23 protein-coding genes and 1 pseudogene are annotated in these 25,814 nt (G+C 42.3%); 12 read left to right on the top strand and 12 right to left on the bottom strand.

Annotated elements, in window-relative coordinates:
• The first annotated feature begins 8 nt into the window (after nt 1-8).
• The 7 genes from B9A91_RS05000 to B9A91_RS04970 all read left to right on the top strand — a co-directional run bounded on the left by B9A91_RS05000 (nt 9) and on the right by B9A91_RS04970 (nt 9,009).
• A complete protein-coding gene (locus B9A91_RS05000; RefSeq protein WP_084237295.1) occupies nt 9-1,628 on the top strand; it encodes a RagB/SusD family nutrient uptake outer membrane protein in 1,620 nt (539 codons plus the stop codon).
• A gap of 35 nt (nt 1,629-1,663) precedes the next feature.
• Complete coding sequence (locus tag B9A91_RS04995) at nt 1,664-2,692, top strand: hypothetical protein (protein ID WP_144008861.1); 1,029 nt, start codon at nt 1,664-1,666, stop codon at nt 2,690-2,692.
• A gap of 3 nt (nt 2,693-2,695) precedes the next feature.
• Nucleotides 2,696-5,116, top strand: a complete 2,421-nt coding sequence (locus B9A91_RS04990) for an alpha-L-rhamnosidase-related protein (protein ID WP_084237293.1) — start codon at nt 2,696-2,698, stop codon at nt 5,114-5,116.
• Between the two features lie 15 nt (nt 5,117-5,131).
• Entirely contained in the window at nt 5,132-6,088 is a 957-nt protein-coding gene (locus B9A91_RS04985; RefSeq protein ID WP_144008860.1) for a hypothetical protein, read from the top strand.
• A gap of 25 nt (nt 6,089-6,113) precedes the next feature.
• Entirely contained in the window at nt 6,114-7,454 is a 1,341-nt protein-coding gene (locus B9A91_RS04980) for an MGH1-like glycoside hydrolase domain-containing protein (protein ID WP_084237291.1), read from the top strand.
• A gap of 22 nt (nt 7,455-7,476) precedes the next feature.
• The gene (locus tag B9A91_RS04975; RefSeq protein WP_084237290.1) at nt 7,477-8,619 is read left to right on the top strand and encodes an SGNH/GDSL hydrolase family protein; all 1,143 of its coding nucleotides are present in this window, start codon (nt 7,477-7,479) and stop codon (nt 8,617-8,619) included.
• 93 nt (nt 8,620-8,712) lie between these two features.
• Nucleotides 8,713-9,009 (top strand): hypothetical protein, encoded by a 297-nt coding sequence (locus tag B9A91_RS04970; protein WP_144008859.1) that lies wholly within the window; start codon nt 8,713-8,715, stop codon nt 9,007-9,009.
• 62 nt (nt 9,010-9,071) lie between these two features.
• Here B9A91_RS04970 and B9A91_RS04965 read toward each other — a convergent pair whose 3' ends face one another.
• Nucleotides 9,072-9,581 carry an anthrone oxygenase family protein gene (locus B9A91_RS04965; RefSeq protein ID WP_084239585.1) on the bottom strand — a complete coding sequence of 170 codons (510 nt, stop codon included), beginning with the start codon at nt 9,579-9,581 and terminating at the stop codon, nt 9,072-9,074.
• Nucleotides 9,582-9,702: 121 nt separating this feature from the next.
• Here B9A91_RS04965 and B9A91_RS04960 point away from each other — a divergent pair.
• A pseudogene (locus B9A91_RS04960) lies at nt 9,703-9,891 on the top strand (sigma factor); the annotation flags it as partial.
• 56 nt (nt 9,892-9,947) lie between these two features.
• Here B9A91_RS04960 and B9A91_RS04955 read toward each other — a convergent pair.
• The gene (locus B9A91_RS04955; RefSeq protein ID WP_084237287.1) at nt 9,948-10,154 is read right to left on the bottom strand and encodes a hypothetical protein; all 207 of its coding nucleotides are present in this window, start codon (nt 10,152-10,154) and stop codon (nt 9,948-9,950) included.
• 241 nt (nt 10,155-10,395) lie between these two features.
• On the opposite strand from B9A91_RS04955, the gene B9A91_RS04950 reads away from it, so the two are divergent.
• Entirely contained in the window at nt 10,396-10,599 is a 204-nt protein-coding gene (locus B9A91_RS04950; protein ID WP_084237286.1) for a hypothetical protein, read from the top strand.
• Between the two features lie 76 nt (nt 10,600-10,675).
• Nucleotides 10,676-10,966, top strand: a complete 291-nt coding sequence (locus B9A91_RS04945) for a hypothetical protein (protein WP_084237285.1) — start codon at nt 10,676-10,678, stop codon at nt 10,964-10,966.
• Between the two features lie 85 nt (nt 10,967-11,051).
• Here the strand turns inward: B9A91_RS04945 and B9A91_RS04940 are convergent, their stop codons facing one another.
• From B9A91_RS04940 to B9A91_RS04900, 9 genes are all read right to left on the bottom strand, one after another.
• Nucleotides 11,052-12,170: a TlpA disulfide reductase family protein gene (locus tag B9A91_RS04940; protein ID WP_084237284.1), complete on the bottom strand. Its 1,119-nt coding sequence runs from the start codon at nt 12,168-12,170 to the stop codon at nt 11,052-11,054.
• 25 nt (nt 12,171-12,195) lie between these two features.
• Nucleotides 12,196-13,740, bottom strand: coding sequence for a PKD-like family lipoprotein (locus B9A91_RS04935; protein WP_084237283.1), 1,545 nt, complete (start codon nt 13,738-13,740; stop codon nt 12,196-12,198).
• A 24-nt stretch (nt 13,741-13,764) separates the two neighbouring features.
• Nucleotides 13,765-14,610 (bottom strand): DUF4843 domain-containing protein, encoded by an 846-nt coding sequence (locus B9A91_RS04930; protein ID WP_084237282.1) that lies wholly within the window; start codon nt 14,608-14,610, stop codon nt 13,765-13,767.
• 12 nt (nt 14,611-14,622) lie between these two features.
• The gene (locus B9A91_RS04925) at nt 14,623-16,095 is read right to left on the bottom strand and encodes a RagB/SusD family nutrient uptake outer membrane protein (protein ID WP_084237281.1); all 1,473 of its coding nucleotides are present in this window, start codon (nt 16,093-16,095) and stop codon (nt 14,623-14,625) included.
• A gap of 17 nt (nt 16,096-16,112) precedes the next feature.
• Nucleotides 16,113-19,451, bottom strand: coding sequence for a SusC/RagA family TonB-linked outer membrane protein (locus B9A91_RS04920; RefSeq protein ID WP_235012460.1), 3,339 nt, complete (start codon nt 19,449-19,451; stop codon nt 16,113-16,115).
• Between the two features lie 159 nt (nt 19,452-19,610).
• A complete protein-coding gene (locus B9A91_RS04915) occupies nt 19,611-20,768 on the bottom strand; it encodes a FecR family protein (protein ID WP_084237280.1) in 1,158 nt (385 codons plus the stop codon).
• Between the two features lie 48 nt (nt 20,769-20,816).
• Nucleotides 20,817-21,407: an RNA polymerase sigma factor gene (locus B9A91_RS04910; protein WP_084237279.1), complete on the bottom strand. Its 591-nt coding sequence runs from the start codon at nt 21,405-21,407 to the stop codon at nt 20,817-20,819.
• Nucleotides 21,408-21,471: 64 nt separating this feature from the next.
• Nucleotides 21,472-22,272: a GNAT family N-acetyltransferase gene (locus tag B9A91_RS04905; protein ID WP_084237278.1), complete on the bottom strand. Its 801-nt coding sequence runs from the start codon at nt 22,270-22,272 to the stop codon at nt 21,472-21,474.
• A 26-nt stretch (nt 22,273-22,298) separates the two neighbouring features.
• Nucleotides 22,299-23,174 carry a class I SAM-dependent methyltransferase gene (locus B9A91_RS04900; RefSeq protein ID WP_144008857.1) on the bottom strand — a complete coding sequence of 292 codons (876 nt, stop codon included), beginning with the start codon at nt 23,172-23,174 and terminating at the stop codon, nt 22,299-22,301.
• A gap of 86 nt (nt 23,175-23,260) precedes the next feature.
• On the opposite strand from B9A91_RS04900, the gene B9A91_RS04895 reads away from it, so the two are divergent.
• Both B9A91_RS04895 and B9A91_RS04890 read left to right on the top strand, forming a co-directional pair.
• Nucleotides 23,261-24,019 carry a HEAT repeat domain-containing protein gene (locus B9A91_RS04895; RefSeq protein ID WP_084237276.1) on the top strand — a complete coding sequence of 253 codons (759 nt, stop codon included), beginning with the start codon at nt 23,261-23,263 and terminating at the stop codon, nt 24,017-24,019.
• Nucleotides 24,020-24,059: 40 nt separating this feature from the next.
• Nucleotides 24,060-24,533 (top strand): YdeI/OmpD-associated family protein, encoded by a 474-nt coding sequence (locus B9A91_RS04890; protein ID WP_084237275.1) that lies wholly within the window; start codon nt 24,060-24,062, stop codon nt 24,531-24,533.
• A gap of 7 nt (nt 24,534-24,540) precedes the next feature.
• On the opposite strand, the gene B9A91_RS04885 is transcribed toward B9A91_RS04890, so the two are convergent.
• Complete coding sequence (locus B9A91_RS04885) at nt 24,541-25,785, bottom strand: TCR/Tet family MFS transporter (protein ID WP_084237274.1); 1,245 nt, start codon at nt 25,783-25,785, stop codon at nt 24,541-24,543.
• Nucleotides 25,786-25,814: the final 29 nt, after the last annotated feature.

Raw genomic sequence — 25,814 nt, 5'->3', positions numbered from 1 at the left:
ATTAAGACATGAAAAGACACATATATATTGCAATCATAGGTATCACTATACTGAGCAGTGGCTGCAAAGATTATTTAGATACCGAGCCTTACTCTTTCAATACTGTAGAAAATTTATACAAAACACCGCAAGATGCTGAAATCGGACTTACGGGATGCTATAGTATTTTGAACGCTACCAATGTACAAGGTACCGGTTTTGGGGAGTCTTTTACTGTTAAAATGCCCATCATGCTGAATGCCGGGACTGATGAACTGGTTACTCAGGATGGATTTACGGACCCCAATTATGCACCGTTTGGGACTGCAGAGGTAAGTAGTCAGAATGAAACCATCAGGAACAACTGGTTCTTCTTGTTCGCGGGCATTAACCGCTGCAATTATTTATTGGAAAACATAGAAAAAGCCAATGTCCCTTCGCCCCGACGACAAGAGATTATTGGAGAAGCCCGGTTTTTAAGAGGCTTGCTCTATTTTTATCTGGCGACGTTTTATGGCGGTGTACCTGTATATGAGGCATCACAGCAAGATCCAAAAGCACAGCGTAGTAAACTGGAAAGTGTATATCAACTGATTCTAGCCGATTTTAACAATGCTTATCAAAATCTTCCTAACCGTGCGGGTATTGAAGGAAGAGCGAACAAATGGTCGGCAGCAGGCTATCTGGCGAAAGTCTATACGTATTTGGGTAGCTGCAATGAAAATGCTGTTGGTAAATCACTGAATTATCCCTTAAACAGCTTTGATTGGGTAAACAAAACAGAAATGTATGCCAATGCCAAGTCAATTACGGATGAGATCATTGCTGAAAGCGGTTATGAATTAACAAAAAACTACAGTTATCTTTTTAGAGAAACGACCAAATCCCAATTGGCAGAGGAATCCTTGTTCAGTATTCAATCAAAAACCAATTCGGCCAATGGCAATTACAACTTATGGCTGTTTTGGCAAATACCTATTGGTAGCTCAGTTGCCGGTGGTGGTTACGGCTGGTTTAGACCTACAGGTGAGCTGTTTTTTAAATATAACAATGCTGATGAGCGCAGAAAAAACAACTTGACCTTATATGTTGATCCACAGGGACAAAAAGAAAATATTGAAGGAATAAACTATTTCATACCCTTGCCTTGTACCGACCCTTTAAATGGAAACTACTGCGTAGGTAAATTCCGCTACCGCGATCCGATCAGCAAGTCCATTTCCAATGGTACCGCCTGGTCTGATGCTGATGTACCACTGTTGCGATTTGCTGATATCTTGTTGTTAAATGCAGAGGCCAAATATTACACTGGTGACGAGGCTGGAGCAAGAAGTCGTTTGAAAGAGGTTCGTTATCGTTCCAATCCAACGGCTATTGATGTATTAACTACGGCGTATTTAAAAGCAAATTTTATAGATGAATTACTAGATGAGCGTTCCAGGGAATTGTGTTTTGAAGGCTGGAGGAGGATTGATTTGATCCGTTTTGGAAAGTACGAGTCGGCCATCAATTCCTTAACGGACTATCTGGGTAGTTGGAACCGGATTGTGCCATTATTGAAGAGTAATGTGAAGCCTTATAAAATCTGGTTTCCAATTCCGAAAACAGAGATAGAGCTGAGCCCTATAGATCAAAACCCAAAATACTAATTGTAGAAATCCATTCACCTTTTAAACCTAAAACTATGATACTTTTAAACAGAGTAAATAGCCTTGCTATGCTTTTATTGACCATGTTTTTTAGTTTAATGAGCTGCAAACAGCAGAATCCGGAACCTGAAAACAATATTAAAATTGCTACAAGGCAATCAGGGCTCAATCAACCCAATACTTTAATTGCTCCGCTTCAATTGTTAACTGATCAGAATTTTCAGAAAGGTTTTAATGTATTGCATCCGGGAACGGGCGCCATTCAGGGGGGGCTGCAGTACACGACCGCTAATGGAAGTCCAATCTGGAATTTAGCCCAATGGTATAGTCAGTCGAGTATTTATGGCGCGAGTCCGAATACATTAGCCTCCGGATCTAAGCAATTTGCAAATCCGGATAAGGCAGTCACAATCGGCCCCACAACTTCTACTGACGGCAGCCTGATTTTTGCCATAAATGGACAACACGAATTCAATAACATTTACAGGGGCGCAACAGATCCTTTTCCCGCCATGCTGGCCGATTTAAAAATCGCGGATCCAGATGGATGGCTCGGCAGCAGCACTCCATTTTTGGGAAGCCTCAGTAATGTACAGTTCAATATAGATGCCAAATTGCTGTACCATGCGCGTAACCAAAGCACGGGGTATGATTCAGCCATACATGCGGTTCAATTTAGCTGTACTTTTTTGATCCAAAACCTAAACCCGGCGAACCCAGGTTATGGAAAATCAATGTATTTCCTGGTGATGCTATATGATGACCGTTACGCGGTTCCGGCACAGTCTATTTCCACGGATTTATTTACAGGAAAATTGATTTATGATGTTGGAATTACCCCATTCAGTTCTACAGGGCTCACCGTTGGCCAATGGAAAAACATCAATGGCGATCTACTTCCATTGATTAAAAATGGATTAACTGAGGCATGGAGCAGGGGTATACTTACAGAATCACAAAATTACAGCGATTATAAAATTTCTTTGTTTACCATGGGTATTGAATGCCCTGGTTTGAACATACTAACGATGCAGGTGAAGAATTTAAGTTTAATAGCCAATTAACAAATGAATATCAGCAGGAAAACTTCATTATTCGTCCTGATTTTCTTCTGTACACTCTCATTTAATTCAATATGTTTAAAGTGCCAGGTTAATGGAAGCATTAACCCGGCAATATTAAACAGCAAATGGCAGGCAGAATGGATCAGCTACCCGGACATATCATTGAAAGATTATGGGATATTTCATTTTAGAAAGTCCTTTGATCTGAAAAACCTCCCGGAAAGTTTTGTCATTCACGTTTCGGGCGACAATCGGTACCGGTTATATGTCAATGGGGCAGAAGTATGCGCAGGTCCCGCGAGATCCGATCCTAACCATTGGAAATTCGATACTATCGATATTGCCCCTTATCTTATTGAAGGGAAAAACACGCTTGCAGCAGTGGTTTGGAATTTTGCTGAGTATGCGCCCCTGGCACAAATGAGCAACAAAACGGCTTTCATTGTGCAGGGCAATACGGCTAAGGAAATGCAAATCAATACCAATAGCAGCTGGCTCATATTCAAAAATGAGGCTTATGTCAGACCTAAAAAGAAACCGTTACGCACAGTCGTTGGTCAGGGGGAAGTACTTCATATGGCACTTTACCCGAATGGATGGGAGCATCCAGGTTACAACGATTCGCATTGGTTGAAGCCTAAATTGCTGGGACAAGGAATTCCTTATGGTAAATTTGGTGACTGGGAATGGATGTTGGTGCCTAATACAATTCCGTTCATGGAACACAAATTACAACGGCTATCAAGTATCCGGAAGGCAGAAAACATTACCGCCAGGCCACAATTTCTAAAGGGACAGTCTCCTGTTTATATTCCGGCAAACCAACAGGTCAAAATTTTGGTAGACCAGGCCTTTTTGACTACCGCATATCCGGAACTAGTCGTTTCTGGAGGCAAAGGTGCCACAATTACCTTAGGATATGCCGAAGCCCTTGAAGATGGGAACGGTACGAAGGGAAACAGAAATGACATTACCGGAAAAACTGTTAATAGTGATTATCTGGATAGTTTTATACTCGATGGGGGATCAGACATTCATTTAAAAACGCTTTGGTTTAGGACTTTTAGGTATATGGAGCTCAGTATAAAAACGAAAGGGGAAGCCTTGGTGCTGAACGATTTGTATGCGTACTTTACGGCCTATCCTTTCCAGGAAAATGCCTCTTTTAAAAGCAGTGACCAGCGCCTGCAGAAGATATGGGATACTGGATGGCGTACTGCACGTTTATGCGCAGGAGAAACCTATTTTGATTGTCCATATTATGAGCAGCTGCAATATATTGGTGACACCAGGATTCAATCGCTCATATCATTGTATGTATCTGGTGATGATCGCCTGATGCGCAATGCAATAAGTCAATTTCAGCAATCTATGCTTCCCAATGGCTTAACTCAAAGTCGTTATCCTGCTTATCAAGCCCAAATTATACCGCCCTTCTCTTTGTACTGGATAGCTATGGTACACGATTACTGGATGCACCGAAACGATGTGAATTTTGTAAAGCAACAATTCAATGGCATCCGGAATGTACTATCCTGGTATGAAGTGCAAGTTGATCAGAATGGAATGCTTGGGCCATCAGATTGGTGGAACTTCATAGATTGGTCTTTCCAGCCTTGGGATAATCAACATCCACTAGGTGGAAGCCCGAAGGGAATTCAAAAAGGAAATTCTGCGATTTTAACCTTGCAATATGTATATGCCCTACGGCTTGCCGCAGAACTTTTTGATCAAAATGGTTTTGATGATCAGGCAAAAATTTACATCAGGCAAAGTGAGCTGTTATTGGAAAAGACCAAACAATTGTGCTGGAACATACAAAAAAGGTTATTGGCCGATTCTCCCGAGCAAAATAGTTATAGTCAACATGCTAATATCATGGCCATGCTCACGGGTATGTTCCATGCAACAGAAGAAAAGCAGGTAATGATCAAGATCCTACATCATAAAGAATTGACTGAATGTACCTTGTACTATAAATTTTACCTGTTCCGTGCGATGGATAGGGCCGGATTTGGAGATGATTACCTTTTGCAACTGAAGCCCTGGCAGCGCATGATAGACCTGGGCTTAACCACATTTGCCGAAACACCCGAGCCAACCAGGTCTGATTGTCATGCCTGGAGCGCAAGTCCCAATTACGATTTTCTGGCCCTTGTTTGCGGCATTAAGCCAGGAAGTCAGGGCTTCAAAACCGTAAAGATAACACCTCATCTGGGTGCCTTAAATTTCGTTGAGGGAAAAGTTCCACATCCAAATGGCGACATTATAGTCAGCTTCAAAAAAAGGGGTAAAGATGGTCTGTATGCCAATATTAGTTTGCCCGGTCAACTTACGGGAACCCTGACATGGAAAGGTAAAACTGTACAACTTCATGCAGGCAAACAAATACATGTTTTACAACCGGATACAGATATCAATTAATTTACAAAAACAACAATGAAACTCAAGACATTATTATTAATACCCATGCTTTCATATAGCTTCTGCATGGCTTTTTCCCAACAGCATAAACACAATCTCAAGGTTCAAAAACTCGAGGTAATAACCGACAAGAATTTCACCAATGGCATCCATTTACTAGGTACAAACTCTGCCAATGCCAGCCCTATCTCCCAATTGTATCCATTTGGGAAAACGGGTGCCGAACCCAGTTGGACATTGGCCCAGTGGGGAAGCAATTTTAACCTGATTGATGTTAAACCCAAAGTTGTGTCAGGAAAGACATCCTATGAAAATCTAGGCAAGCGCATTTCTTTTGAAGCAAAGGACAAGACCGTTTTGGTAAGTATGGAAATCAACGGATCTAATGAATACCCTTCGCCCAGAAAGGATAATCAGGATTGGCCTCACCTATTACTTGCCCAGGAGGTTAAAAGCAAGGTACGCTTAAATGAAATTCAAAACCTGCTGTATAACATCGATGCGCTCTTGATGTATGATGAGAACAAAATGGGTAGTACTTTAAACCCTAAACTACATACCTCACAAGTATCCTTTTATTTAGCTGTTCAAAATATTAATGAAAAATCTGCTAGTTATGGAGACTTTTTCTGGTTTGGTTTACCGCTGTACGACTATCGCTATCGTGATATTAAAGAATACGCAGAGCAGGATTTAGGGAAAGCTGATGCAACGAAAAAATTTATACTGAATGTTGCTGCAAAAGACTTATTTACAGGTTCTTTACAAGATAAGCAATGGGTAATCATAAAAAAAGACATTTACCCTTTGCTTCTTGACGCTTTTAAGAAAGCACAGGAAAGAGGTTTTTTAAAAGGGACACAATTAAGCGATCTGGGTATTGGAAGCATGAATTTCGGTTGGGAAGTCCCGGGTACATTTGATTGCGGAATACAGTTTAAAAATCTAAGCCTTACTGCAATCCTAAAATAATTTCCTATGCTATAAAACCATAATTATGAAATCAATAATATCCATTCTTATCTGTGTAATTCTATCTCAAATTGGTAAGGCACAGAATCTGACTGAACTGATTAAAAAAAATCTTTACAGCGACTATAAAGGCATGTTCCGCCCTGCAGGCGGCATGCTCAAATACCCTTTTATAACGCCGGGCAGTGATCAATATGCCAACGATTTATGGGACTGGGATTCCTGGCTGACCAATATCGCTTTGCGACAAATATTAACAGATAAAGGCAATGCAAAAGAACAAAAGGAAGCCTTGGCCTATGAACGCGGATGCATCTTAAACTTTTTAGATTATGGTGGTGCCGATGGCTATATCCCAATTGTAATATGGAAGAATGCCAATCCCAGAGCGCAGATACCTAAGAACATATATAAAGAAAACATGCATAAACCTGTACTGGCACAACATGCGGCTTTTCTCGTTAAGCAGGATAATGGGAACGCAGAATGGCTTCGCGAAAAATTTTATTTTATGCAGGCCTTTATGACCAATTATAAAATGCATCACCGCAACAAGGCGACAGGTTTATACTATTGGCAAAATGATGTGGCAATTGGGGTAGATAATGATCCGAGTACTTTTTTTCGTCCCCCAGGAAGTTCAGCTTCAATTTACTTAAACTGTTTAATGTATAAAGAACTACTCTCCATGGTTTATCTGGCAAAATGTTTAAATCAGGCAGAGGTTGCAAACGAATTTGACCAGGATGCGATTGCACTGAAAGCAGCTGTACAAAAAAATTGTTGGGACGAACGTGATGGTTTCTTTTATTCGGTAGACTTAAACTTGATGCCGATTAAAGAGGTGCCAAGCCGGGTATTGGGATTAGATATGGTTATTCATAGTGGTTTCCCACGAAGTTATGATGGTCTGATCCAAAGGATTGGGGCATGGCCTGGTTTTCTTGCGATGTGGAGCGGCATTGCTAGTCCAGAGCAGGCCAAACGTATGGTTTTAGAACATTACAAAAACGACCTTACATTTAATGCTCCCTATGGGATACGTACACTTTCAAAGTTAGAAAAGATGTACAGTGTAAGGGCCAGCGGCAATCCATCAAACTGGTTAGGCCCGGTTTGGGGAATTTCTAATTACCTGGTGTATAGAGGACTGGTAAAGTATGGTTTCCGAAGCGAAGCTTCTGAACTGGCTAATAAAACAATACAACTGTTTGGAAAAGATATCCTTAAAAACGGTGCGTTACATGAATATTATGAACCGGAATCCGGAGAGCCTATTTTAAATAAAGGATTTCAAAACTGGAATTACCTTGTGCTCAACATCATTGCAGAGGAAGAAGGCAGGCCGGTAATTGCAGAATTTTAACTAAATAAATAATCATTGTGTTATGGATAAACCTCTTTTTTTTAAGATAATAAATGTACTTTTTTTTGCTACACTTGGTATTTCAACGACATATGGCCAGGCTATAGAAGCTAGATGGAAAGACCATATTAGCTTAAAATCCTATCTGAACCCTTTCTGGAAGACTGATACAATTACCGACGAAATTGTACAGATCATAAAGGATGGAGATATCGCTAGCGGGCCGCTTCTCTTTAAGGCTAGAAAGATATTATCTGTAAGATCTGCAGACTTATCAAAAACCTTTCTGGAAGATAAGGACTGGATCTATGAAAATGGAAGGATTAAACTGACAAATCACTCTAATATTCCATTTATCAGGCAGGAAGACCTGGTATTCAAAATATTGAAGAAAGATTGGTCTATGGAGGGTAAAAGGAAAGGAGAGTTTGTTCTTTTTAATGAAGGGACTTATTTCAGGTCTATGCAAATTTCAATCACCTATTTGCCAGATCGGTCTAAAAAATGGCTGGGGCCAATACCTGAATTTTCAGGACAGTCACTAAAGTACACCTTGCAAAAGCTAAACAATAAGGAGGACCTTAAAATTGTTTTTTATGGAAATAGCATTGAAACTGGCGCAAATTCCAGTGGATTTCAGAATCAGTCACCTTTTATGCCTTCCTGGCCAGAGCTTATTATTTACAACTTGCGAGAAACATACGCGGGAAAGATTGGCTATAGCAACCAGTCTGTTGGTGGAAAATTGGCTGGATGGGGTTTAGAAAATGTAGCAACGGCAGTTTTACCAGAAAATCCTGACTTGGTCATCATAGGTTTTGGAATGAATGATGGTACCTTTGGAGTACAGCCTAAAGTTTACCGGGCTCAGGTTTCGGGAATTATGAAAGCCGTGCTCGCTGAAAATCCAAAGGCAGAATTCATTCTTATTTCTCCAATGCTGGCAAATCCGTACGCGACACAGAGCAAAATTCAATCTTTGTATAAAGCCGAATTACAAAAACTAACAAGAAAGGGCGTAGTATTGGCAGATCTAACCGGAACTCATCAAGAGCTATTGAAACATAAAACTTATCAGGATATGACTGGCAACAATGTGAACCATCCTAATGATTACCTGTCAAGATGGTATGCCCAGATTATTTCTGAAATTCTGAAGATGTAAGATCAGCTGCCGTACAAAATTTCTACCTTCGTTAAGGTATGGTCTAAATTTTGAATGGCCAATAGATTCCAAAGAACTAATGCTGATACGCCTATGAAAAATAAGATTGATGAAATGTTATCGGTGTATGGATTGCGTGATGAAAATAGCATTTTGCCGATGCTGGATGATTTCAGCGAAGAAGAAATCAGAGCGTATTGCTGGCAGGTTCTGCGCAGTTATCCCGAGCTAAAAAAAGAAGACTGGATCATTGGAATTGAAGGAGGGGACTATATTTATAGTTTTGATGGCAACCATGTTTTTATTACAGACGATATCTGGAGTTTTAACCTGATTGCAAGGCAGCCCGTGCTGGTAATGCTGGCAGAAAAGATAAAAACATTCAAATAACCACAGGAAGTAGCCAACAGACTGGTACAGTTAAGCGCATCGGTCGGCGGATTGGAAATCGCTCAACCATTCTGATTTTGACCGGTGGATACATTAATACAGGCGATAATCACCAGAACCAAGGACACAATGCTTGCTATTGTGCGGATATTGTTGAAATTATTCCATGGGATTTGAAACAGCTGGCGTTGTTTTGCTATTTCTTCAAGACTGGCAGATCTCACATTAAACTTATCAAGGGCTTCGTTCAGGGGTACATTTTTTACCATGGTAACGCCAAATGTGCCAACAGCATAAATAATAGTTGCTGCAAATAAAAAATAAAAAACAGTTGATGCACCACCTGATCTATATAGCAGCCATGTACTGAGGGGCAAGAGCAGTAAGGTGCCCATAAAGCTGGCAAAGAATACCGGATTTAGAATTGCCCTGTTAATGGATTGCATGGCAAGTATATATACTTCATCTGATAATTTTCCCAAACCTGGATTTACCGAACAGCTGTAAGCATAGAACAACCCCGCAATCAATGCCATTGCGACAGCTGTTAGTATCAAAACAAATATTGTCATTTTTTTCATCTTAATTATTTGTAACCTATGTTAAGTTACGCATTTAAGGTAAACATTAAACTTAAAAATAAAGGAATAGCATTTTCGCAACCGTCAGGATAATGCGGACACTTTTGCCCGTAGCCTGACACATTCCGAGCAATTGGCTATAGATATTGTTCAGGAAAGTTTTTTGAAAGTCTGGGAGAAACGGAAAAAGTTGCCGGAAGTTGAGCAGTTTTCGGCCTATCTAAACCGTTTGGTTCGCAATCATACGTTTAATGACCAAAAGTTAAAAATTACTGTGCTCGGTGTGAAATTATATGTCTAAAAAGTCTAAAGTTTAGCGAGCTTATTTTACTACGATAAGCCCGCTGTTAAGTTATCTCATGCACAAACTTCTTGTTCTGGGTTTCCTTCGGGAATACATGTAAGATCACGACAACATTTTCCTTGCTCACCTACGGGCTGGAGAAGGAAAATGTCATTAAACCAACCGCAAGTTTGGTCATTTCCCCCGCTAATTTTACTTAACTCTTCTCTGCTCAATTTTCTACCAATCAATTGAGCAGAATTAGATTTTTGTTTTGTCATTTTTCTTTGGTTTAAGTGTTAATAGATGAATTAAATTGAAGTAAATGAATTAAATTTTGGTTAACAAGTTAATTTTCATTTTGTTATGGAATTTTTTTGGCGTCTTGAAAAGTCAATTATAATTCATAATTTACATCTTATCGCTATTTTTTGTACTGACATTGAGTATAGTGCATTTAAAGACATTATCCTTTGGTGTCTTAAAATTATCAAGGGTATTTGATAATCTTTAAATTTAGTTATGAAAAAGTTAAAAGAGAATGCTGGGGGTGTAACCCTAAGTAGAGCTGAACAGAAAGTAATTGTTGGAGGTTCCATTGATTATTGTTTAGATTTAAACGAGGAATGTTTTTTAGGTCCCAACGCAGGATGCTGCCCTAATTTAACTTGTGTCGATGATTTAGATGGGGATGACTGGGGGTATTGCGTTCCTGTTGGAAACTAAGTAAATTTTAGAGGTAAGTAAGCTAGTCTACTTACCTCTTCTTTAATAAAAAAATAGTAAATCACTTTTTTATTAATTGTGGCAAAACAATAATTGGCAACATTTTATTGATAAAGTAGGATGGGTAGGTACGGCATGCAGAAGTATATCCTCAAATGGCGAAGCTAACACAAACTCCCTGATCGTTGATAAAGTAGCGGACGGTTACATTAAAATTGCTGACTTTAAAAGTGCTATTGCAGCAATGGAACAAGCCCTTGTTAAAGGTCAGGAAGAACTCAAAGATGAGCGCTATAAAGGCTGTGTTTTTGATTATACAGTAGAAGGGTACAAGACGAAAATACAGGAGTTAAAAAAGAAGATCTGATTTTCTGCCTTCAGGTTTCTTGCCAATAAACAAAAAGCCTTAGAGAAATCTAAGGCTTTTTGTTGCTGAAACTATTGGGTGTGCATCAACGTGTAAGTTCGCTAATCTTGTTAAAAAGTGTTTCTGCCCTGAGATTGGTAGCTACAATTTTCCCCTTATTGTCCACCAGTATATTTTGTGGAATGGCCCTGATGCCGTATAATTCGGCAGCAGGCTCTTTCCAGCCTTTAAGGCTGGAAACATGGTACCATGGCATCCCATCTTTTTCAATTGCCTCTTTCCATTTGTCTGCTTTATCATCAAGGGATACGCTCAGTACCGTAAAGCCTTTGTCTTTAAAAGTATTAAAGGTTTTAACCACATGCGGGTTTTCTTTGCGGCAGGGGCCGCACCAGCTGGCCCAGAAATCTACCAGGGTATACTTGTTTTTGCTGATTACCTCTTGCAGGGTCAGTTGCTTTCCTTCGGGGGTAGTTGAAACAAAATCTATATAGGGTTGCCCTGTCAGCTTACCTTTAACAGCCATAAGCCTTTCTCCCAATTGTTTCCCTAGCGGGGTACTTTTGAGTTCGGGGCTTAATTTTGAGTAGTAAGGATAAGTGGTTTCGTAGTTGATAAGACTGCCTGGTGCATTTTTATCTAAATAATAAAGCGATACATAGGAAGCCGGATGTTCAATAGCAAACTGGTGAATCGTTTCCCGCTTGTACAAATGGTATGCATCAATACCTGCCAGAATTTTACTCATAAAGCCTTTCTTGGCTTCCCCTTCGGGCATTTTTTTGAAGGCCCTGAAACCACCGAAAACTTTGTCGTCGGCTGGCCTCAGCTTTTTAGCCAGCAGTTCGTGCTCTTCGGTCAGTTTTGTACCGCTGATACTGGCATAATGGATAGAATCTTTGGCCGAAATACGGATTATTCCCTCAGACAGGAACAGGTCTATTCCGTCGCCCTCGTCTTCATTACCCAGGCTTAGCTTTCCTACAGTTGGCGCACTTACCTGGCCCGTTAATTTGAAGGTTCCGTTTTTTATAGCTGTACTATCTGTTTTTTTAGTTTTTGCGTCCTCGTAATAAAGTTTGATGAATTTGCCATTCAGTTTGCTATTTACTTTTCCCTGGAGACTAAAGTTCCCGGATTGCGAGAATACGGAAAAGGGCAGGAGCAACAGTGCCAGGATGGTTGTTATTTGTTTTTTGTTCATTTTTTTAAATTTTTTGTGTTTTTCATTAGTTAACTGCACGCCAGTTGATGTCTTTTATCTTTACCAATCCGCTCCAGGTGCTGTTTTCTTGTGGAAGCAGGTCAACTGTATTGGGGTCTGAGCCTAACCTGAAACGGCGTAGCGTGCCTTTGGTAGTGCTGTTGTAGGTTGCGACATACAGGCTGTTGGTCAAGTGGTCTATCTGTGTGTCAAACTTAATCATCGTGATTACATCGTTACCTATATTGTTAATGGTATAGCTCTTTTCGTTGCCCGGATTGTAATCGTAGGCATAAAGCTTATTGCCTACCGAGTAGAAGACCACGGTACGGTTAGACGAAAAAGCATAATGATCTGCTTTGGCAAAATCTGTAGCCATGGGTTTCATCATGTAATAATTTCTTTTGGCAGGGTTTGTACCGTTTGCATAGAATTTATAAATATGGTGTGTATTGTCAGCATCCTTCATGATGGCAAAAGAATTGCCCTGGGTTGATCCGCCATCGGTATTACGTGTGTTTTCTGCATATACCAGGCTTCGTCCGGCCGGCTGGTTCCAGGGGAAGATGGCATTAGGCGCATCTGTAAGCACGCTGGAAACATTTCCTGCAAAATTGGTAAACATGAGGAAACGCTGATTTTGCGTGTCATACCACATAAATGAACTCATGCTGCCAATTGGATAGAGCAGGTATGGGGCCGCGGGCAACCGGGTTTCCAGGTTTGGTGCAACCCTGTTCACCGGGTTGTTGAAAAAATCTCCCCCGGTTAAAAAAGGCGAGGCAGCAAAAACATCTCCACCTACAGTAAGCATGGCGCGGTAAAAAGTACTGCCCACGGCACCTGCCGCTGTACGGATTTGGGGGGCCAGTGCAATGGGCTGCAATGTTTCAGGGTTAATGGGCTCGGATATGTACAGCAGCCTGCTGAAATTGTTGGTTACGGTGCCGGTCATGGTGGCACGGTCAAGATAATAGGAACCCGTTTTTGTGAATGCCCAGAGTTTCATTTCGTTATTGTTACCCCCGGTATGCAGTAGGCTTATCGGCTCCCGCAAGCGTGGAAGCCCGCTAGTAGACAGAATATGGGGTATATAGACGGTGTCTGTGATCATCGAAAGCATCTCGGCCTCTGCATACCCCTGCTCATCTTCGCCCATAATCAGCAGACCCCGTGAAAAGCCTGTACTTACGGTAACTTTGGTGTTGGCTGTCCAGGTAACACCTGTTTGCTTGTCACGCACCCGGTAAAAGAGGTCGTATGTGGCAGGATTTACCCTTACCGCATATTCCAGGTCTTTTTTCCGGCCAATGGTATCGAAGCTGAGTGTGCCTGTTTTTAGAACCCAGAAGTAGGTGTAACGGTTTGCATCTGCCTGGTCAAGACTGGTAGCAATATCTGGCTTAATGCGCAGTGTATCTATGCCTGTTTTTACAATATAGTCACCTTTTACACCTTTTATATTGAGCTCATTTATTGTATTGTATTCATAGTTGCCCAGATCCTTACTGCAGGAGCTTACTGCAATAATGGAAAGCAGACTGATGATATAGTTTAATGATCGTTTCATTTGATTTTCTGAATTAAGTAATGGTTAAGGAACATAGGGTACACCAATAATGGATGTCCATGGTACAGAACCGATAAACATCAGCCTGCCGTCTTCTTCCAGTACTGGCTTTTTTTCATTGAAACGTTTGATCAAAATTGCAGAGGCGTCAGCGCCAACCAATATAGAACGGGCCAGGGGCATAGACTCTTCACTTTCAAAGTCTTCGTACTTTAATCCCAGGTTTTCGATCAGGAATTCCATTTTTCTTCGGGTAAAGACACCAAATAATCCTGACTCCTTATTGCCTGGCTGAAGGGATCCCCGCCAGATTGCGGGCTGCACCATGATGTCGTTTATCCTTAAGGTGTGCAGGCTGGCATCAAATTCTGGTACAACAGTACCTGATGTTAAAGTTGGAATGGCGTCCCATTCAGGGAATGACAGTTCAAAGTCTTTGGTTGCTACCAGACGCAAGCCCAGGGTTACAGGTTTGTCTTCCAGATCTGGTGTACGTTTCAGACGTACCTTGATATTTGTGCTTATTGCACCCACCGGGATCGTCCAATCCGCTTGTAAAGGTTCATAATGCTCGCCGGCGATGGCCGTAGTAGAATCGGGGTTCACTTCTATGCGGAAGCTGCGGGCGTAATCTTTTACCGGTCCGGTAATCGTAACCATCACCGGAAATTCGACCAGATCCTTACCGATACGCACAAACTCTACACTGCTGAAAGGCACATAGGGCCATAAACTTTCCAGGTATTTGTTGCCGTTGCGAACGGAGAAGTACACACCTTCTTTTCCCTTATAGGGCATAATTTCCTTTTCGCAGCCTGCAAATACCATGGCCAGCTGGAATAGCAGGATGTAAACTAGTATTTTTTTCATCTTCTTATCGGGTTAGTTTCTTTGTGAAGTTTCGCTGTCAGGAAGCGGAACGGTATAGTTGTTAAGCACCATTGTTTTTTCAGGGTTGATGGATGGTGTAGCATGGTTCGGAACCGACTGATAGCTGTTTCTCTTGTAAAAAAAGAACTGCTGGCCTTCGCCAAGCATCTCGCGTCTGGATTCTTCGCCGATACGTAATTTTAATTCGGCCGCAGTTGCAGCGTTACGGCTTACACAGTTGCGTGCAGTCCTTAACTTATTAAAATAAGCAGTCGCAGTTGTTAGGTCAGGGTGACATTCTGCGGCAATTAATAATACCTCCGATAGGCGTATCAGCGGAATCATATACCGGCCAGGTCCATCTACTACATCTGCATATTTCATGTTGGTGGTTGCAGTGATGGTACCTGATGAAGCACTTTGCCATATCCTGCGGCGATAATCGTTGTCATCGTCATATACCGAACTGATACGGGTTGTGTTCACATCTCCCGCGCTAAATGATAGCTTGGTATTTTCGTTTAGGTTCACATTGAAAAGCCTGTCGTACATTTCAATGCGCCTGATGTCCCACAAACCGAACATCACTTCTGTTGAGAACATGCGGTCTGGCTTATCTGCACTTGTGGCACTGGCAAAAGTAACGTACGGAAATACATTCCTACTAGGGCTTTGTACTTCGTTCAGCAATTCTTCCGCCTGCACCAATGCCTCGGCCTTGTTAGCCTGCCAAAGATAGGCTCGGGCCAGTAGCGCTTTGGCCGCATAGTAATTTAAGCGGTACTGGCGGTAGTACAGGTCGTTAGGCCCTGCCGGGTTGGCACCGTTTCTTACACCTTCCGTTCGCACAGGGTCGGTATTTTCCAGCGATGCCAATGCAGTTTTGAGATCTGTAACTATCCGTTGCATTACCTGTTCAGAACTCAGCAGCGGTGAAACCTGGTACCCAACTTTATCTACATAAGGTATAGCGGGCTTAGTTTTGCTGGCATCTGTATAAATGGGCCCGAACAGACGGAGCATGTCCAAATGCAGCATAGCGCGCAAGGCAAGTGCTTCGCCTTTAATGATGCCATAGTATGGCTCAGGTAGTTTCTCGCCTGGCGCGTCTCCACATTTGTCCAGAATAACATTGCAATTGGCAATAAGCTCGTAGGCTTTGCGCCAGGTGTTGTCGAAAGTGGTTTTTACATTGGCATCACCATAAACAAAAGTAGTCAGGTTATAAAACGAATGGACAGAGTTATTGAGGTAATAATACTGTGCAAGCACATCTATTGCACCGGTAGCCATGTTTTCGCCATAAAGGTCTTTATGTGTCATTTCTATATATACACCATTCAAAGCCTTCAGATAACCTTCTTTATTGGCAAAAAGCTGGTCTTCATCCAGGCGGTCAGTAGGTTTTACATCTATCCATTTGCTGCAGGAAAAGGAAAACAGACTTAAAAAGAAGCAGATGTATATTTTATTTATCATTTTCATGTTTTTCCGTATTAATGTTAAAATCGAACTGCTGCAGAGAAAGATACCGACCTTGCAAAAGGATAGTCTATGCCCCGCTCATTCTTGATCGTAGAGATGTAAAAAATATCGTTCATATAGGCTCTGAAGGTTATGGATGAGGCACGAATGTGCTTTAGCCAGGGAGCAGTTGAGTTTTCGTAACCTATAGAGAAGGCTTCGCCTACCAGCATATTGTTGTCAGCCACGAAACGTGAAGATATCGGTGTGGCCTCCGTGCGTGATATGGCTTTAAACCGGGCGTTATCTCCAGGTTGTTTCCAGCGGTCATAAAGGGCCCGGCGGTCCTGGTTTAAAGCAACACCTGTTGTAGAAATATTTTCTACTTTCTCATAAAGCGTCTGTAAAAAGGCCTGGCCCCCGATGCGGTACCTCAGGTTAATGGACGCGGTAAAACCTTTATAGAAGAAGTTTGTCCCCACTACTCCTTCCAGGTCAGGGTCACTGTTGCCTACAATCACCTCATCCTGGAAATTGTACACAAAGGTTTGCTCGCCGTTCTTGTTTAAAAAGATTTCCCTTCCGGTAGCCGGGTCTATACCCACCGAACGCACGGTCCATAAGTCCGAAGGGCTTCCGCCGTCGTAATACCTTACCAGGTTACGGCTCCTGTTGGCCTGGTTAAAGCTGTTCAGTTGATTGCCCATTTTACGGTATTCTGCCTTGAGCTGACGCATGTTGAGGTTTACCCGCCAGTTGAACTGATCTTTTTTGATCAGGCTGTAATCTGTAGTTATGGTAAAACCACGGGTAACCTGCCCGCCGATATTTTGGGCCACCTGGGTAACACCGGTAGAGGAAGGAAGAGTTACAAATACCAGCAAAGGATCTGTATCCTTAACGAAATAATCGGCAGTGAACCGCAGGCGGTTGTTGAGCGTGCTGAGGTCAAGGCCAATGTTTCGGTCGAGTGTAGTTTGCCATTTCAGGTTGCTGTTGCCCATGTTGCTGATGATGGTACTGGCCCCAAATGGGTTTCGGTTTTCATTGTTGTAACGGTAAATGCGCATGGAAATGTAATCGTCAAAATTCTGATTGCCGGGGTTGCCTATTGATCCGCGCAACCGCAGCTGGTCTATCCATTTAAAGCCTTCCTTGATCAGAGTCTCATTATGGATATTCCAACCTAAACCCAGCGACCAAATGACCGAAAAATGTTTGTCAGAACCATATACCGAAGAACCGTCGGAACGTAATGTGGCATCAATAAGGTAACGTTGGTCGAAAGCATAGCCCATATTGGTGAAGAAGCTGGCACCCCTTCGTTTAGATTCCTGGTAATCGGCACGCTTGCCTTCTGGATATTGTAATGCAAAACTCGGGTTGGCAAATTCGTCGTCAAGAAAGCCACGCACCTGGAAGCCGCTGCGCGCTCTTGTGGCCTGCTCCATACGCACACCCGCAACGGCATTTACCATGTGCCTGCCGGCCAGTAGCTTTCCAAAGGTTAAGCTGAAGTCGCCATCGTAATTGATGTTCTTGCCGTTCGCCTCATTATAACGCCCTTTTTGAAGTACGTCTGTTCCTTCAAATTCGACATTGAAAGGCGAGCGGAAAACCTCATCGTGTGTAGTGAAATTACGAAGCCCAAAACGCCCACGTGCGCGTAGTGCTTCACTGATACGCCATTCCATTTCGAGGTTATTGGTAAATCCCTGTGATTCCTCTACATTGGTATTCAGGTTGCTCTGATCGTACAAAGGACTGTATATCGGGGGTAGGGTTGAATTGCCATAAGCCTTAAAGTCTTCCAGCACTTTCCGCACATTGCCCTGTTCATCATACTTACGATAGTACGGATTGGCCCTTGAAAAACCGGAGAAAGATGAAGTTTCCTTATTGGCTCGAACGTTGTCTATGCTCAATGAATTGTTTACTGAAAATTTACCTTTTCTGTAGAGCAGGCGTATATTCCCATTGGTAGCTTGCCTGTCAGATCCTTTCATTACGCCTTGTGTATTGCCATAGTTAAAAGATGTGCTATAGCGCAGGTTAGCATCGCCGCCCTCGGCAAATAAGGTATGTCTTTGTGTAAAAGCAGTGCGCAGCGGCTCATTGGGCCAATAGGTATTTACACCACGCCGAACCTCTTTTAAGCGGTTATAATAATTGGCCTCACTTTGCAGGTTTGAACCCGGGATAATCTGACCATCGGCATTGAGCAATCCATAAAAGCCAGACAATAGCTCAAACTGCAGCTTTTCTTCCGCATTCATGAGGTTATAATCGGTTAGGTCAGCAAAGCCAACAGTTCCGTTCATACTGTAGTTGATGCGCAGCTGCCCCGCAGTTGGGCGTTTAGTTTCCACCACGACTACACCATTGGCGGCCTTGGAGCCATAAATGGCCGTTGCAGAAGCATCTTTTAACAAGGTGATGCTTTCTACCCTGTCCATGCTCAGGTCGCTGATGATGGCCAGGGTACTCTCAAAACCATCCAGGATAAACAGCGGTTGGTTAGGGTTGGTACTAAATTCATCTGTAAGTCCGATTACGCTGCTTTTTCCCCTGATCTCGATATCTGGCATACGGTTCGGATCTGATCCGAACAGATTGTTGTCTATAATGGCAAACGAAGGATCCAGCGTTTTAAGGCTCTGCAAAATATTCTGGTTACCGACAATCTGCAGGTCTTTGGCAGTAAACCTGGCCGAAGATCCGGTGAATGCCTGACGTTCCCTTTGGAAAATGCCGGTAACTACAACCTCATTCATAGATTCGTCTCCAGGTTCGAGTTCTATATTCAGTATTTCCTGTTTCTGGTAGGCAATTTCCTGTGGTTTCATTCCCACATAGCTAAATACCAGTGTCTGTTTCTGATTAGAAACAGGGATAATGATCCGATATTGGCCTTTCGCATTGGTAGCACTGCTTAAGCTGCTGCCTTTTAATTTAACGGTTGCACCTTCAAGGGGTATTTTTGTCTCAGCATGCCGGATGACTCCGCTTAGTGTTTGCTGCTGCGCATTGGAGACCGGTTTCTCAGGCTCGGGGCGCGTAGAAGCGGATATCGATATGGTCTTGTCTTCAATAAGATAGGTTAGGGGCTGATTATCTGTGATCTTTTTCAAAAATGCTGACAATGGCATATTTCTGACATCGATGGTAACCGGGCTGGCTGCTTCTATGACCTTTTTCGTGCCAAAGACAGTGTAACCGCTTTGTTTTCTGATGGCTTCGATTACAGACAAAAAGGGGATGTTTTTCCCTTTAAGTGTAATTTGTTGTGAATAGCTGGAAGCGCTTACGGTGGTTAATCCGGCTATAAGTAGGAACATGATGATTTTCATCACTCGTATAAAGTAATATAAATTCATTAATTTTACGTTGGTTTAGTTGGTGCAAATGGCTGCTTAAACGTTTGGGTAGGCTGCACTGATCAGGCCTTAGGGGAAGGATGACGGTCCTTTCCCTTCTCTGATCTCAGGTGCTCTTTTTTAGGTCTGTATCATCTCATATGCTTGCTGTTTTATGTGTTAGATTCTGTTCTTTTTCCCTTTTATGGTTAGTCTTCGATGGTTTACATCGAGGTTATAATCAACTTCAGCCGTACCTAATAATCGCAATAAAAACCTGATGTTTTGATTGCGGTAGGCATCGCCGGTAAGTTCTTGTTCTTTTGGCATTTTTCCGGCATATACAATATCCAGGTCGTACCAGCGGCCGATTTCATCCATGGTCTCTTCAAATGTCTTCCCGTCGAAGCTGAACTTGCCGTCGCGCCAGGCGGTATAATTTGCCGGATTTACCGGTATTACTGTAGTTTTTCCGTTAAGGGTAATGGCCTGCTCATTTGGTTTGAGGACAACATGTCGTTGCTGATCGCTAACTTCAACTTTTCCTTCAACAAGCGTTGTCTTACCAGTTGCCTGCTCAGGGTAGGCCGTGATGTTAAATTGCGTACCCAGTACTTCCACTTCCTGGTGTTTGCTGATGACTTTGAAGGGGAGTTTCCCGCCATCTGGCTTGTATATGGATTTTACTTGGAAAAAAGCCTCACCTTCCAGTTCAACAACACGTTTTGCAGTGCTGAAATGCAGCGGGTACTTTATGGTAGTCTGAGCATTGAGCCAAACCTGAGTACCATCAGGCAATATGATTTTGTAGGTACCACCGCGTGGGGTATGTAACGACAATAGCTTATCAGCATCGGCAGGTTGGGCTGAAGCCGTGTTTTCTACAAGGCTGCCATCTGTATAGGTAATTTTATCTCCGGCTACAATACCTGCCTGGGAGTCTTTTAATTGGATGGTCTGGCCATTGGAAAGTGTAAGCGTTGCTTTATTTCCTCCAGGCCTTATTATGCCTGTCTGTAATGGAGCAGAGGTTTTAGTCTGTGTTTTGTGGTTCAATACCAGCCAGGTGCTAAATGTAATGACAATTACTGCTGCTGCGGCTGCGATCCAGCGGGTTTTAGACATAATCTTTACTGGTTTTTGATCCCTGCTGTGATTTACTTTTGCCAGTAAAGTGGCTAGCATGCGTGCTTTTACTGCTTCAAGAGATTCATCTTCTTTTGACAGAATAGTAACTTTCTGGTCGTCATGACTATTGTACCAATCCAGTAAAATCTGCAGTTCTTCTGGCGTAATACTGCCGTTGTTAAATTTAAAAACTAAATATGCTATGTCCATTCTACTTGTATAGACAGAAAAACATGGGCGAGGGGTGAGTTGGGGTAATTAATTTTTAAAAAAAATATAAAATGAGATCAATGTGGTCAGCAATTCTATATCTCCCTGTATGTCCCGGTTTGCTTTTTTGATATGCGATTTGACCGTGTTTTCTGACAAATTTAATTTTTCGGCTATTTCTTTATTGGAAAGGCCTTCCTGACGGCTAAGTTTAAAAATGATCTGGCACTGAGGGGGAAGTGCGTTTATGGAGTTGTCGATCTGCTCCTGCAATTCACGTATCATCAGCTGCCGTTCGGGCGATAGAAGATTAATGTCTTTTACAGGAGCATAGTTTTCAGATTTTATACGCTCCCGATAGCGCCGGTCTAAAATATTGAAGGATTGGTTTCGTATGGCACGGGCCAGATAATTTGACAGATCGACTTTTGTCAGTGAAAAATCGGTACGTAATTTCCAGAATTTGTACAACACATCCTGAACACATTCTTCGGCTTCTTCCTGATTGCCTAAGCGATTGAACGCTACAGCAAGCATTTTGTCCCAGTATCGATTGTAAATTTCCGCCAACACACGTTCGTCGCCATTTTGCATAAACTGGACTAACTCCTGATCTTCATATGAATGATATTGCCCCATGACTGTGTGTTCTCCTCTGCAAATATATAATTTTCAGAGTTTTATAGGACGTTAAAACTTTTAATTACCCGGTGTTTCCTCCAATTCTGTTGTAAATGTTCCCTAGTTGGATAGGTCTGATGTTTCCCAGTCTCATGTGTTTTTCAGTATAATACTCCTTAAAACCTTTGCCGTACAAAAAATCTCTGGCAAATAAATTATCTGCCGGAAAGGCTGCCTTTTCATTTGAACTCAAATGCAATTTTAAAAGCTCAAGCCCGGCTGAAGAATTATTTGCGACAATTAGCCCTTCGCCCAGGGCAGGTAAATAGAAACCCTCAATCTTATCGTTATCCATATATACAAATCCGCTTTCAAGCGCGGCTTCAAGGTGCATCATTCTGTTCTCTCCGCTGGCTATTTTATCAATCGTTGAAATTTGCGTTTTAAAATCCTGTTCATAAGGTATGATATGAGCTGAAATCAATTCTTTTTCATCAAAATTCAGGTCTTTAAAAAACAGGTATTCTGTGTCATGAATAAATCCCAGCCTTTCATATACCGGCGCCCCAAGCTGAGTAGCAATCAAATAAACGGTTTCACATGTATGTTGTTTTGCAATATCAATTAGGGATTGTGTTATACATTTCCCTATTCCCTTCCCCCTTTGATCAGCATGGACTATAATGTGGCCAAACCAGGCTACGTCGTTGTGGATAATTGCAGCCCCCAAACCAACAATCCTATCGTCAATCATCACTTTAATTGGAAAACAAAAGGACGATTGCAGGTAAAAACTAAAACTCGGTTTAATATCGTTCCAGCCCTCAGGTTGTAGGTCCGATACCAAATCCAATTCCTCATACTTTAAATCCAGTACTTGCATATATCTACAATTTTATCCTTTGCGTGTTAAGTTGCTTTGATTTTTAGCATCCATGTTGCCTGTATTTTTGGTGGCGGTTCTTTGCTGTTTCGTAGGTGCTCTGGCAGTGCTTTAATCAGATATGGCATTACGCTTAATGCTTTATAGTCGGGGATAGCTTCCTGCACCAGTTCAAATCCCTGATCACTAAAAAAAGCCTGCGCAGCTTCATAACTGTCAAATTTATTGTCTTCAATATGGTGTTGCTCAAAAAAAGCAGCTTCTTTTCGGCTTTGAGGCAAGTTAGCCTGCATTTCAGGACTACGTTTTACATATACATCCGCAGTGATCCAGCAACCACCCTTTTGTTTTAAAATGGCATGTATTGTCTCACAAAGCTGCTTTTTTTCATCATGGTTCAGGTACATCAACAGTCCTTCATTTATTATAGTCAGTTCCCCATCATCAAATCGCGAAACAACCTTGTGAAATTCCTGTTCATCCATGGTGTTGAGCGGCAATAACTCAAATTTACCTTTTATACCCCTGTCTGCGCCCAGCGTAGCAATCAGGTTCTGTTTTGTTGTCACTACCTCTATAAGGTCTGTATCTATACAGTGAATATTGGCATGCTTAAGGCAGAGGTCGAGGCAACGCAAGGAGTATCCGGAAGATAATTCAAGAATATTTTTGCTGCTGGTTTGACTGAGCAATTGATCAATGCTCCAGTAACGGTTTTCAAAATGCATTACACGTATCCAAAACCAGAAATCCTTATCGTCAAAATTGAGCCCAAAGGCCTCAGGGCCCTGCATCAGCGCACCGGTGTCCTTTGCAAAAGGAATATTGGTATAGCTTTTCATCAGCAATAGTGATTTCGCTGAGGGGCTTATGCTTGTAAAATCTTTATGCGATTGCGTCATAGTGATTTGTTATTGCGAATTTATTTATTGATCATCACTTTAGAGGTGAAGCTGTAAAGTTAGTGCAATAAGTGCTAATATTGCGTATGGGATTTTACAATCTAAATAAAGAGGAACGTGTACAGGTTGTAGCCGGTATTCACCAAAACATCCTGACTGAACTGGGGACGGGGATTTTTAAACAAACAACCCGGTACTTTGCCGATGAGGATACCTATATCAGGAAGTCGGCCTATCTGGCCATAGGTAAAATATACCAGGCCAATGCAGATTTGAGACCTAAAATAATAAACCTCCTGGAACGGTTATTCCCAGATGAGGATTTCAAAATCAGGCAAACGGTGATCAATGCCGCGGGCGAGATTGGCAAAGCCGATTTTGACTGTGTGCGGCATTTCTTTGATAGGGGGCTGTTTGATGAACATCATTCGCCAAGGAATGCAGTAATTGGCTCTATCAAGAAAATGGGAGAAGTAAATCCTGTTCCGGTATTGCAATGGGCAAGATTATATCTGCACCATGAAGACAAAGAGATCCGCAGGGAGATCTGTCATGGAATAGAACTCAGAGGACGCAAATACCCGCAGGATATTTTACCCATGTTACAAGAATTGCAGCATGATAAAACTGCAAGGGTAAGGAATACACTGGTGCACGTAATTGGACAAATTGCTTATAAAAAAGGATGCATAGAGACCGTAATTGCAAACCTTAAATTATGGGAAAACAGACAGCTGGTTGAAGATGCGCTTGAAGAAATTATTAATGTACACGACCGTTACAAGGATTTTGCAGTTTTAACACAAGACGAGGCCAGGCAATACATCGCAGATAATTTTGCTTAATTTTATCCTAAAATAAGCTGAATCAATATCATTAAACTGCATGGAACTGCTGATTGAAGGAACTTTCTTAATCGAAAAAATACCGGGCAAAGGTGGCTGGTCTTACGTAAGGCTTCCCGGCGTGAGTTCAGATCATAAAGGTAAATGGGGAACGGTTAGGGTGAGTGGTACTATAGATGAATATGAACTGAAAGCCTACAACCTGATACCTATAAAGGATGGGAGCTTATTTCTACCTATAAAAGCAGAGATCAGGAAAAAAACCGGTAAACAGGAGGGCGACCATGTACGGATTGTATTGTATGCCGAAGGGCAGAAAATTTCAATAGCTACCCCTGAAGATTTGTTGTTGTGCCTACAAGATGAACCAGAAGCGCATCAAACCTTCATGAGCTATACCGAAGCCGAAAGAAAGGCATTTTTAGACTGGATAGGGCAGGCAACACAAGATGAAACGCGGGTTCAGCGAATTGCGCGGACTATAGATATGCTGCTCAGTAAACAGAAAAAGTAGCCGGAAGCTATTGACTGGCTTCAGGAACCGACAGTTCTTTGCGCTCGCGGCTGAGCACTCTATATATCATATATATACTAAGTAACATGCATGCAGCACCAATTAAAAAATGTATTCCTGGAAAATAAAAAGGTGCTTTGCTTGAGGTAAAATAAGCAAAAGTACCGTTCATAATGAGCGGTCCGATAATGGCAGTAAGGCTCATCAGTCCGGTTAGTGCGCCCTGCAACTCTCCCTGTTGGTTTGCAGGCGCATGCCCGGATATGACCGATTGCAAGGATGGTCCGCAGATCCCGCCCAAACAATAGGGGATTAGAAAGGCAAACATCATCCAGCCCTGCGTCGCAAACCCGAACAGAACCAGTCCCAGGGTATATAATCCCAGACCAATGTAAATACTTTTTTCATTCCCTATTTTAGGCACAATGATGCGTGTTAATCCACCCTGAACAGCACCGACCAACACACCAACTACGGCAAGGGAAATACCTACCATTTTTTCACTCCAGTTGAAGCGGTAGATGGTGAAGAAGTTCCAGTTTCCCTGAACGGCCTGACTGCCCAGATAGATCAGAAAAAAACCAAATGCAAGTTGCCCGATCTTGGAATTTCTGGTTAAAAATCTTAAAGAGCCAAATGGATTTGCCCTTTTCCAGTCAAACTCCCTGCGGTTTTCCTTACTTAAGGATTCGGGCAAAAAGAAGTAACCATACAAACAGTTAACCAGGCAAAGCACTGCCGCTGCATAAAAAGGAGCGCGTATCCCCCAGGTTGCAAGAAGAGCCCCGAGCGCAGGGCCAAGTACAAAGCCAAGTCCAAACGCTGCACCAATTAAGCCAAAGTTTTTGGCTTTCGAAGTTTCATCGGTACTTACATCGGCAATATAGGCTGTAGCAGTAGTAAAACTGGCCCCTGTGATACCGGCAATAATCCGGCCTAAAAACAGCCAGGCATAGGTTGGTGCCAGTGCTAGGATAATATAATCTACACCAAAACCGAGCAGGGAAAGCAATAGCACCGGCCGGCGGCCAAATTTATCACTCAGGTTTCCGATTACCGGGGCAAACAGGAATTGGGTAATGGCAAAAACAGAAAGCAAAAAAGCGCCATACGTACTGGCCTGGTTAATGGGGATACCTTTAAGCTGGGCAATAAGATCTGCCATTACTGGAATAATTAGGCCCCACCCCATTACATCGATCAGTAATGTGATAAAAATGAAGCTGATTGCGGCTTTCTTGGATGTCTGCATAATTAGCGAAAGTAGGAAATCTTCCGCTA

The organism is Pedobacter africanus, assembly GCF_900176535.1.
Classification (GTDB): domain Bacteria; phylum Bacteroidota; class Bacteroidia; order Sphingobacteriales; family Sphingobacteriaceae; genus Pedobacter; species Pedobacter africanus.
The sequence above is the reverse complement of the archived record's forward strand: the minus strand, read 5'-3'. Positions and strand labels throughout refer to the sequence as shown.